Raw genomic sequence first — 10576 nt, forward strand, 5'->3', positions numbered from 1 at the left:
GGAGAGGCAGGCGTCATCGCCCCCGGGGTGGGCAGCCGGGCGACGGCCGCCGGAGGCCGAGCTGTGCACGGACCTGTCCGGCGGACCTAGCTTTCCTGAGAGCAGGCTGGAGGACGGCCCAAGTCCGTCAAGGGAGTGATGATGGAGTCCTGGAACCAGACCTCGACCGATGCCGTGCGCGCCCACGCGCCTTCCACGATGAACCAACGCATCGACGCCCATGTGGAGTCGTGTGTCCGCTACATGGCGGAGCAGGGGGACCGCTCGGAGATGAGCCGGTACCTCGAGAAGCTGGAGCACGAGTGGGACGTGCACCGGACGCTGGTCGTGGGCGTCCCCGCGCTGGCGCTCGGAGGCCTGCTGCTGGGCAGCAAATCCGGCCGGGGCTTGCGCGTGCTTGGCGGCGTCACCCTGGCCCTGCTCCTCCAGCACGGCCTCACCGGCTTCGGGCCCCTCTCCGTGCTGGTGCGAGCGCTGGGCGTGCGCACCCGCCGGGAGATTGACCTGGAGAAGTTCGCCATCAAGGCCCTGCGCGGAGACTTCGAGCGCATCCCCAACGACGGGGGGCCGCTGGCTCGCGCCAACGCCGCCCTCGTCGCCGCGCAGTCCTGATCCTCAGTGCACCATGGGCGTGGTGTAGCCGCCGCCCAGGGCAGGCATCAGCGCCGGACCCGGCGTGGGCGAGCCCGGCCTGCGGTCGCCCCTGGTGTCGAAGAAGCCGTTGAGGCCGGCGACGCCGATGGAGAAGTTCGTCACCCAGCCCTCGTCGGGCATGCCCGCGGCGGCGTTGATGTCGAAGGGCTTCGCGAAGTGCAGGCGCAACAGCAGGGGCCCCAGCGACAGGTTGAAGCCGACGACGGCGTTGAGCACGCGGTGGTCCCAGAGGTCCCTCGCGCTTTCGCCCACGCCGCCCAGGTCCACCGCGGCGATGGCCTCCAGGTCGCTCAGGAAGGCCACCCGGATGATGTCGTTGAGGGGCAGCTGCGCCTCCAGCGTGGAGTAGACGAAGTGCTGGCCCAGCAGCCACCGCTCGTCGCCGAAGTTCACGCCGCGCAGGGTGTCGAAGCTGGACAGGTAATAGGAGCGCGCGTAGCGGCCGCCCGCCGTGGTGCCCGCGCCCAGGCGCGCGAAGAAGTTGGTGCGGCCGTAGATGGGGAAGTACCGCTCCGCGTCCAGGCGCAGGTTGCCGTACGCCTGTCCGTCGAAGGGCTGCACGCCGAGGGTGCCCTCCAGCAGCACGGAGCTGCCCGCGAGCGGCCCCGTCGCGTAGTGGTACTTGATGCTGTCGTAGCCAACGCGCCCGCTCAGCTCCGTCTGGAAGCGGATGTGCTGGTTGTCCGCGCGCCACGCGGACAGGAGCTCCATGTTCGACTCGTTGCGCTCCGGGAACGCCAGGTAGAACTCGCTGTAGTCATCCAGGAAGTACTTCGTGCCGCCGATGCTCAGGTCGCCCTGGAGGTAGAAGAAGGTGCTGAGCGGGTAGCGCAGGCTGCCCAACGCGCCGAAGTAGCGCTCCGACGACACGAAGAACGGCCGCTGCTCCGGCGGCAGGTTGTCGAACGTCTTGTCCACGCGGAAGCGCAGCGACTGGAACAGACCGGCGCCCCACGTGGTGCGCTTCTCGTCGTTGATGTAGAGCAGCAGACCGTCCGTCAGCTCGAAGGAGCCGTACACCGCCAGCGTGAGGACCATCTGGTGGTCGCGCAGCCGGTCGGAGGCGGACGCGAACACCTGGCCCACGAAGCCGCCACCGCCCGCGCCCGCGAAGCCGAAGATGGGCCCCAGCTCGATGTTCTCCCGGGTGAAGGGCCTGTAGTTCTGCGCGTCGGTGAGGGGCCGGAGCGCCAGCGGTGAGGGCGGATCCGCCGCCGGTTCCTTCGCGCTCTCCAGCGACAGCATGCGCGGCGGACGCAGGAGGGACGGCTTCCGCTCACCGCTCATGTGGAAGAGCATCCACAGGCCGCCGTCGGGGCCGGGGCCCGGCTCGAAGACGCCCGTCACCAGGTCGGTGCGCCGCACGATGCGGCCATCCGCCAGCCGCTCGTGCAGGTCGGAGCTGCTGTTGTTGTAGGCCACGAAGAACACGCGGCCGTCCGGCAGCGCCAGCGGATCCGCCTCGTCGCGGTCCTCGCTGGTGAGCCGCTCGGCCTGTCCCGCCGGCGCGTCCGGCTTGATGCGGAAGAGGTTGTACTTGCGGTGCGACGTCGCGTCGGACGTGTAGATGATGCCGGACGGGCCCCAGGTGACGTGGCGCTCCGCGAAGACGTCGTCGGTGAGCTTGCGGATCTTCGCGTCCTCGCCCTGCGTGAGGTCCACCAGGTACAGGTCGCGCAGGCCCGCGTCGTTGATGCCGATGAACGCGATGTAGCGGCCGTCCGGGGAGAAGGCCGGCGAGTAGATGGCCAGCACGCCCTGCTTGTCGACGCGGTACGCGCGCCGGTCCCCTGTCTCCAGCTTCACGTTGAGCCCCACCTCCGTGCCAATGCCCGTGCGCACCGCCGAGCGCCGCACCAGCACGTCCGTGGCCCGCTTCTCGGAGAGGTGCACGTAGTCCTGCACGTACAGCACGTCGCGTCCGGTGCGCTCCGCCACGAACGCGAGCTTGTCCTTGGTCAGCGCGAAGTTGCGGCCGGACACCGGGTGCAGGGACTCCACGCCCGGCACGCCGTCACCCACCACCTTCACCGTCTTGCCCGGCGTGCGCGGATCCGTGAGGTACAGCCGGCTCTCGCCCGTCTCCGGCACGATGGTGCGCAGCGCCAGCACGTTGCCGTCCGGACCGCTGGCGAACGCCGTCACGATTCCCGGCGTCTCGCCCAGCGAGTCCAGCGCGGGCGCCGTCTGCGACGAGTCCAGGTACGTCTTGAACGCCCGGCGCTTGAGCCAGTTCTCGAACCGCGCGGAGATGCGCTTGGGGTCATCCCCCGTCAGCCGCTCCAGCAGCTCCTCGAACTTGAGCGACGGGGAATCGCGCGAGCCGCCCACCAGCCGGGGCGCCTCTTCCAGGAGCCGCTGGGTGATGCCCGCGCCGTACTCGTCCTCCAGGAACGCCACGCGCGCCTGACCGACCTTGTAGATCCACAGGTAGCCGTACGGCCCGGGGGAGAAGAAGTCGAGGAAGGCATAGCCCTTCATCAGGTCCGGGTTCACCAGCAGGTCCCGCACCATCATCTCCGCCTCGGGGTCCAGGCCGCGCTTGGCGTAGAACTCCGCCAGACCTTCGATGAACCACAGCGGATAGCCGCCCAGCGGGTCGCCGAACGTCTTGGCCTGCTCGGCCACGGTGCGCACCTTCTGGATGGTGAACTGGTGCGCCAGTTCGTGCGTGCTGACCTCCTCGAAGAGGTGGTGGTCGCCCAGGTACGGCAGGGACAGCTTCAGGTCCTCCGTGGAGGTGACGCCCAGCGTGCCCTCGGAGACCGCGAACACGTTCGTCTGCAGGAACTCCGCGTAGCTGCTGTAGAGGATGTACGGGAACGTCTCCGTGGGGACGTACTTGAACTGATCCACCAGGTACCGGTACGCCTCCTCGATGATGGGCGCGGCCCGCTCGGCCACCTCGCGCTCGCGCTCGTAGAAGTAGAAGCGCACGCCGCCCGTCTTCGCGCCCAGGTCCTTCGCGTAGGTGTATTTGAAGCCGGCGTCGGAGCTGCCCAGCATCAGCGGCGCGCCGGAGAACACCGCGCCACCGTCCGCGCCGCCGTCCGCGCCAATGACGCCCGCGAGCGTGCCCGCGTCGCCCGCCGTGCCGCCGTCCGCCAGCGCCACCACGCCCGGGGGCGGGATGCCGCCGTCGGGAAGGCCCGTGACGGTCGGCGGGATGCCGGCGTCGGACGCGCCCATGTCGAGCGCGATGCCTTCGGACGGGGGCTTCGCCTCCCCCGGCGGCGCCATGGTCACGTTGCCGGAAGGGGTGACCTCCGGGCCGCCCGGCGGGGACTGCATGTCGCCCGTCTGGGACGACGTGGTGGGCGCCTGCGGATTGGGGCCGCCCTGCGTGCCGGGCGGGTTCTCATGGGCGGTGTGGTCCGCGGGCTTCGCCAGGCCGGTAGCGGCGGGGCCCACGAGGATGTCGACATGCCGCCACTCGAACTCGTAGCTGTTCACGGGCGTCTTCCCCGCGCGGCGGGGAACGACGAAAACCTGGGCCAGCGCGAGCTCCGGCAGGAGCAGCGCCAGCAGCACGGCGATCACGTGCGGACGGGGGTTCAAAAAGCACCTCGGTACGGCGAGGAGACAGGCTATCAGGGGCCTGGCGGAAGGCTCCCTCTCCCACCGGAAACGCACAAGCGGTCCTTTTGTTTCTTTGCGTTGCGGTGGACGTCCCGGCCCTTCTCGCTCTGTGCACGCCGGGGGACTTGGCGGCGGTCGGGATGGCCCGGTATGGAGGAGGGAATGAATCGTCTCCCTCTCGTCGCCGCTACCGCGCTCCTCGCCTTCGGTTGTGGCAAGGACAGTTCCGACAACAAGGCCGAGTGTCAGCTTGAAGCCATCGACCTGACCGGTTGTGACAGGTCGACGTTGAGTGTCGTCCAGGCGGAAGGCGTCTGGAACGCCAACATCAACCTGAACGACGGCTACTCGGGCCCTTCGTCCATCCGGTTCTCGCCCGGCGATCCGCTCCTCATCGGCCTGGCGATGACGACGAAGCAAGTCACGCCGGACACCTTCTTCCTGGCCAGCGACGTGGCGGGCAGCACGGAAGGCTCGACGGTGCGCTACGCGTTCGCCGGCTGCAAGGCTTCCGGGCCCAACGAGGTGCTGGGCGTGGTTCGCGTGTGCGGCAATGGCGCGACGGTGAGCCAGGGCACCTTCACCGCCAGGCGCGTCGTGCGTCGCGAGGGCGAGGCCGAGTCCGACCGCGTGGAGTTCCTGGGCCAGGGCGTGATGCCCCGCGGCGCCGCCAACGGCGTGGCGGTCGCGAACGGCTACGCGTACGTCATCGCCGGCAGCGAGGGCCTGTTCGTCTACGACGTGAAGGACCCCGCGCACCCGACGCTGGTGTCCGAGCAGAAGTTCCCATCAGAGACGTTCTCCAGCACGCTCCTCAGCGGCACGACGCTCTACCTGGGCACCTACGCGAAGGGCATCCGCATCTGCGACCTCGCCAAACCGGAGGTCCCCACCTGCGACAAGACGGTGCTGGCGGACCTGTCGGTGCGCGTGGACAGCATGGTGAAGGACGGCAACCTGCTTTACGTGGCGTCGCCCCTGCCCAAGTCGGACATCGTCATCCTGGACGTGACCCAGCCGTCCGCGCCGACCCTCGTGGTGCGCTACACGGTGGAGGGCTCCTCGCCCGACCTGAGCGAGTACCCCTACGCCCTGGCGGTGCAGGACAACCGCCTGTACGTGAGCAACTGGAGCTACGGCGTGACGGTGACGGACCTTTCGCCCCTGGCGACGACGACGAAGTTGCCCAAGCTCCTGGGCCGCTTCCCCGGGCCCTCCACCAGCGCCCTGGCGGTGGGCAGGCTGGGGGACTCCACGGTCGTCTACCAGGGCTCTGACGCCTGGGGCTCTTCCATCCTGGCGCTGGACGCCACGAACCCGACGGCCATCGTGCAGCGCGGCGAACTGCCGCTGCGGCCCGAGGCGACGCTGGGCGGCATGGTCCTGTCGGGCACCACGCTCTACGTGGCCAACTACCAGGACGGCCTGCGGGTGTACGACGTGTCCACGCTGGGGACGCCGAAGGCCGCCGGGTACTTCAACAGCTGGAATGAGACGGACGCGGGCCGGGGCAAGAGCTACTTCGACGGCCTGCAGGGCATTCATGTCGCGGACGGGCTGGTGTATGGGTGGGACACGACGCGCGGGCTGCTCATCTTCCGCCACACCCCGTGACGCCGAGGCTGTGTCATGACCCCGTTGAACGGATGTGGCCGCTGCCAGACCCTGCCCGAGACGCCGGACGCACCGGGGCGTCTCTTCCTGTGGCCGCCGCTGGGCCACAGCCTGGGCAAGCTGGTGGCCCACCTGCGTGATTCGGGGGGCACCTTCCAGCTGCGCACCGACGTTCAGTGTGTCGTGGTGGGGATGGGGGAGGGCGGCCTGCGGAAGCTCTCCGCGAGCCTCCCCAACGTGCTGACGGCGGAGGAGGTGCGGGGCACGCGCGCCCTCTTCGTCGAGGGCGACGGCGAGCCCGGCATGGCGGACTTTCCGCGCGTGGACTCACTGCAGCGGCTCACCACGCTGCATCAGTCCGGGTGGCTGGTGGACATGCTGGCGGAGTCGCGGCTCACCACGTTCTTCCAGCCCATCGTCCATGCGCAGGACACCTCGCGCGTCTTCGCGCACGAGGCGCTCCTGCGAGGCCGGGACCGGGACGGGGCGCTGGTGCCCCCGAACCGGATGTTCGACACGGCGCGCGAGGCGGACCTGCTGTTCCAGCTGGACCTGGCCGCGCGCACCACCGCCATCCGCGAGGCGGTGCGGCACCAGCTGAGCACGCACCTGTTCATCAACTTCACGCCCACGGCCATCTACGATCCGGCCTACTGCCTGCGCTCCACGGCGGCGGCCATCCGCGAGTCGGGCATCCCGGAGTCGCACGTCGTCTTCGAGATCATCGAATCCGACCGGGCCGCGAACGCGGCGCACCTGCGCGCCATCGTGGACTTCTACCGCGCGGCGGGCTTCAAGGTGGCGCTGGACGACCTGGGCGCGGGCTACTCGTCGCTGAACCTCATCCACCAGCTCCGGCCGGAGTTCATGAAGCTGGACATGGAGCTGGTGCGGGGCGTCCACGCGGACCCCTACAAGGCGTCCATCGTGCAGAAGCTGCTGGAGATCGCCCGGCAGCTCGGGATCCAGACGGTGGCCGAGGGCATCGAGACGCCCGAGGAGCTGTCCTGGGTGCGCCGGCACGGCGTGGACTTCGTGCAGGGCTACCTCATCGCGAAGCCCGCGGGCGCACCGGTGAGCACCACCCCGCGCATCACGGATTGAGCAGGGAGTTGGACGTCCCCGAGCGCTCCAGGCTCGCGGCGCGCGCGAGCCGCAGCTCCTCGCCCGCGCTCTGCAGGGCGAGGCGCGCGGCGTAGATGTCCCGGCGGTTGGCGGCATCCCGGGCGTAGGCGATCTGCGCGCGGATGCGCTCGGCCTGGACCACGACGCCGCCCTGCCCGAAGGACGAGGCGCTCTGGCGCACGACGGCGAAGTCCTCGTCGGCGATGTCGAGGGCGTTGTCCACGTCCAGCTCGCCCTGTTCCAGCGCTTGATCCGCCGCGAGCATCCACTGGCCGCCGGATTGGATCCGCGCCAGCCGCTGCTGACGGGCACGTTCGGCCTCGTAGGCGCGCTGCTCGTGCGTGTCCACCTGGGTCTGCACGGCCTGGGTGCGCTCGGTGGCGCGCGTGTCGCGGGCTTCCATCTCCTGCTCCAGGTCCGCGATGCGCTGGCGCAGACGCGTCACTTCCTCATTGGCCGCGGCGGCCTGCGCCGCCTGGTCCTGCCCCTGCGCTCCCTGGGGCGCCTGCGTGGTCTGCGCCTGTCCCTGCACTCCCTGAGGGGCCTGTGTCGTCTGATCCGAAGGCGCCTGAGCCGGCGCCGTCGCACCCGTCGGAGCGGCAGTGCCAGTTCCCGTCGTACCCGCGCCACCCGTCGCGGAACTCGGCGTGGTGGTTCCGGTTTCCGTAGTGCCGGCTGCACCTGCGCCGCCCGTTGCAGGAGGCTGCGTGGCGGTTCCCGTCGTCCCGGCCGCACCCGCGCCACCCGTCGCGGTCCCCGGCTCCTGCACCGTCACGCTTGACGTATCCAGCGGTGCCTCGCCCGGAGCGACGTTGCTCGGAGCCGCCGACGAGGTCGTGCCCGTGTCGTAGGCGCCGCCAAAGCCAGGGGCATTCGCCTCGGCAGTGCCGGAGGCCGGCGCAGTCCCCGCGGCACCCGCGCCCGTGGCGGGCTGCCCCGCAGTCGTTCCACCCGGGGGCGAAGTCGTTCCGGCCGCTCCTGAACCCGTGGCGGGCTGCTCCGTCGCGCTCCCCGCGGTTCCAGCGCCTCCCGTGCCCGTCTGGGGCTGCGCGGCCTCCGTCTCCGTCGCCTCACCCGCGGCGGGCTGCTGCTCGAAGACGGTGGGGACGGGCGGCGGCACATACGTCTGGGACTGCTGGACCGCGACCTCGCCCGAGGTGACCGGCGGGTTGCCATCGGACATCAGGGGCGTCAGCGAGTGATAGTTGCCCTCGGTCGGATCCGACGGCGCCTGGAGGCCGTAGCCCTGTGGCGGACGCGCACCGTTCCGGTCATCCGCGGCCTGCTCATAGGCATCCTGCAGAGCGGCGGCGGCGGGGTCCCTCACGGACGGATCATCCGGAGGCAACGGCTCCGGGTCGTACGACTGGCCCATGCTCAATCCCGCGACGATGGCAATCCAGAGGCGCATGCCCTGAAGATGTCCACGCGCGAACGCTTCCACATCGCGACCAGCGCCCCTCCGCTCGCTCCTCCGCCAGGAGGACGACAAGGGCTCAAGCTTTCGAGCGCCGTGCCAGCAGCTCGTCCGCCGCGCGGCGGCCCGTCTCGAGCGCGCCATGCACGGTGCCCTCATCGCCGCCCGCATGCGTGGCCTCGCCAGCGAAGAAGAGCGTCCGGCCCACGGGCCTTGCGAGTGCCTCGACGGCGTCCATTGCGCCCGAAGGGATGACCGCGTAGCCCCCGCGCGTGTACGGCTCCGCCTGCCAGTCCTGCACGTGCCACGCTTCCAACCGCGCGTGCAGCTCCCGCACGGAGAGATGGAAGAGCTGGGACAGCCCCTGGAGGGCGCGTCCCAGCACCACCTTCTCGCTCGAGCGGGACAGCGACGCGGCGGTAGGGCCTCCACTCCAGCCCACCAGGTGCCGCGTGCGCCGGTGGGGCGACAGCGTCCACCACGTGGGGAACGCGGACGCGGGTACGTGGAAGAAGCCGAAGCGCGCGGTGGCCTCCTGCTCGCGCCAGAACGCCGAGCGGAAGCGCAAGAGGACCTTCACCAGGGAGCCCATGGCCAACCGGTTCCAGGCCCGCTCCTGCTCCCGCACACGAGGCACGAAGCGCACGGCACCTGGAGCGGGCGGCTTCGCCTGCAACACGCCCACGGGAAGCGTCACCACCGCATGCTTCCCCCGGAACGTCCCGAGCGGAGTGCCCTGCCGGGTCCGGGCCCGCACGAGGACCGAGCCCGGTCTCCAGCGCACCTCCTCGGCCACGGCGTTGAGGAACAGCGTGTCCGGCTTCGCGAACAGCTTCGCGGCCATCGCATGCGGCACGCGGTCATACCCCTCCAGCACGCGCGAAGGCGTCGTGCCCCCGGACGCGTCAGCGGTCCGCTCCATCCGCGCGATGGCGAGCGTGCTCGCGACGTCCGGATCCGCCGCGTAGAAGCCCCGGACGTACGAACGCGCCATCGCGCACACGATGGGCGGCCACCGGTGGATGCGCGCCTGCTCCGCGACCCACGCTGTCATGGGGCGGTCCGGCCCCTTCGCGGACATCAGGGGCTCCTGGAACGCGAAGGCGTCCTCCCCATCCCCCAGCTTCCCTCGCCACAGGAGCGCATGCGTGTCGTTGCAGGGGCTCACCGTCAGGCCTGCCCGGTGGATGCGCCGGCTCAGGCTGGCGGGCTTGCCATGGACGAACTCCGCGCCCAGCTCCAGGGGCACGTCCGCCACCGTGTCCCGGAGCGTCGCCACGCGGCCGCCCACGCGGTCGCGCGCCTCCAGGACGAGGACCCGCAGGCCCTGGCTCATCAATCGTTCGGCCGCGGCGAGCCCCGCGGCGCCGGCCCCCAGGATGACGACATCCGCCTCGTGGTCCATGCCGCTCCTGCTTCCGCCGCGCGCGGAAGCGCCCATCCATGGAAAGACGCCCGCGGCCCACCGGAGAACGGGGGCCGCGAGCCGGGATTCCCCTCCCAGGCGGGAGAGGACCAGGGGAGGGGAGTGGCGGTGCTAGTAGGTCTTCGGCGAGCTGCTGGAACCCGTGCTGGAGCCCGTGTCCGGGTTCATCGTGGAGTCGTTGCCCATGTCATGGCTCTTGTCATCCATGCCCGAGCCGCCCGTGCCCTCGTTGATGGACGAGTCCGGCGCCATCGGGTCGGTGCCCGAGCCGCCCGTGCCCGAGCTCGGCGAGATGCTGGTCGCCATGTTCTTCTCGTCCTTCACCTGGAAGCTGGCGCGGATCTCCTGGCCCTCCTTCAGGCTCTTGGCGTTCTTCATGCTCGGGTCGGTGAACTGCGTGTTCTTGTCGACCTCCAGGGGCACCACCGCGCCGCTGGTGCTGCTGATGTAGACCTTCTTGCTGTCGCTCTTGACGACCTTGCCCGTCAGCTCGTTCGAGCCCATCATGCTCGACGACCCCGAGCCGCCCGTGCTCTCGGAGGAGCCCTGCATGCTGCCGGACGACGTCGACGGCTGCTGCGAGCCCTGCGTCGCGCTGTCCTGGGCAAAGGCCACACCCGAACCCAGCAGCGCCACGGACGCGAAAACCCCAATGAGCTTCTTCATGGAATCTCTCCCGGATGATGTGTGAGTGGGACGGGGCGGCACCCTCGGGGCTCCCCGCTGGGAAAAAGCTAGGGGTGATGGGAGTGGGGGACAGG

General features: G+C 70.3%; 7 protein-coding genes. 3 read left to right on the top strand and 4 right to left on the bottom strand.

What is annotated here, in order from left to right; genetic code table 11:
* The first annotated feature begins 141 nt into the window (after positions 1–141).
* On the top strand, positions 142–612 hold the full coding sequence (locus D7V80_RS23285; protein ID WP_120590249.1) for a hypothetical protein: 471 nt from the start codon (positions 142–144) through the stop codon (positions 610–612).
* Between the two features lie 3 nt (positions 613–615).
* Here D7V80_RS23285 and D7V80_RS23290 read toward each other — a convergent pair whose 3' ends face one another.
* A complete protein-coding gene (locus D7V80_RS23290; protein WP_120590243.1) occupies positions 616–4212 on the bottom strand; it encodes a PD40 domain-containing protein in 3597 nt (1198 codons plus the stop codon).
* A gap of 183 nt (positions 4213–4395) precedes the next feature.
* On the opposite strand from D7V80_RS23290, the gene D7V80_RS23295 reads away from it, so the two are divergent.
* Both D7V80_RS23295 and D7V80_RS23300 read left to right on the top strand, forming a co-directional pair.
* Complete coding sequence (locus D7V80_RS23295; RefSeq protein WP_158616685.1) at positions 4396–5847, top strand: LVIVD repeat-containing protein; 1452 nt, start codon at positions 4396–4398, stop codon at positions 5845–5847.
* Positions 5848–5862: 15 nt separating this feature from the next.
* Positions 5863–6951: an EAL domain-containing protein gene (locus D7V80_RS23300; RefSeq protein WP_120590245.1), complete on the top strand. Its 1089-nt coding sequence runs from the start codon at positions 5863–5865 to the stop codon at positions 6949–6951.
* On the opposite strand, the gene D7V80_RS23305 is transcribed toward D7V80_RS23300, so the two are convergent.
* From D7V80_RS23305 to D7V80_RS23315, 3 genes are all read right to left on the bottom strand, one after another.
* The gene (locus tag D7V80_RS23305; protein ID WP_120590246.1) at positions 6941–8383 is read right to left on the bottom strand and encodes a hypothetical protein; all 1443 of its coding nucleotides are present in this window, start codon (positions 8381–8383) and stop codon (positions 6941–6943) included. The genes D7V80_RS23300 and D7V80_RS23305 overlap by 11 nt on opposite strands.
* Before the next feature lie 85 nt (positions 8384–8468).
* Positions 8469–9794, bottom strand: a complete 1326-nt coding sequence (locus D7V80_RS23310; protein WP_158616686.1) for an NAD(P)/FAD-dependent oxidoreductase — start codon at positions 9792–9794, stop codon at positions 8469–8471.
* A gap of 132 nt (positions 9795–9926) precedes the next feature.
* Positions 9927–10481 carry a hypothetical protein gene (locus tag D7V80_RS23315; RefSeq protein ID WP_120590248.1) on the bottom strand — a complete coding sequence of 185 codons (555 nt, stop codon included), beginning with the start codon at positions 10479–10481 and terminating at the stop codon, positions 9927–9929.
* Positions 10482–10576: the final 95 nt, after the last annotated feature.

The organism is Corallococcus sp. CA054B (genome assembly GCF_003611625.1).
Taxonomy (GTDB): domain Bacteria; phylum Myxococcota; class Myxococcia; order Myxococcales; family Myxococcaceae; genus Corallococcus; species Corallococcus coralloides.

Excerpts from the sequence above, each read along its gene's own strand:
- D7V80_RS23285 (WP_120590249.1), top strand. The coding sequence starts at position 142 with ATGGAGTCCTGGAACCAGACCTCGACCGATGCCGTGCGCGCCCACGCG.
- D7V80_RS23295 (WP_158616685.1), top strand. The coding sequence starts at position 4,396 with ATGAATCGTCTCCCTCTCGTCGCCGCTACCGCGCTCCTCGCCTTCGGT.
- D7V80_RS23300 (WP_120590245.1), top strand. The coding sequence starts at position 5,863 with ATGACCCCGTTGAACGGATGTGGCCGCTGCCAGACCCTGCCCGAGACG.
- D7V80_RS23305 (WP_120590246.1), bottom strand. The coding sequence starts at position 8,383 with ATGCGCCTCTGGATTGCCATCGTCGCGGGATTGAGCATGGGCCAGTCG.
- D7V80_RS23310 (WP_158616686.1), bottom strand. The coding sequence starts at position 9,794 with ATGGACCACGAGGCGGATGTCGTCATCCTGGGGGCCGGCGCCGCGGGG.
- D7V80_RS23315 (WP_120590248.1), bottom strand. The coding sequence starts at position 10,481 with ATGAAGAAGCTCATTGGGGTTTTCGCGTCCGTGGCGCTGCTGGGTTCG.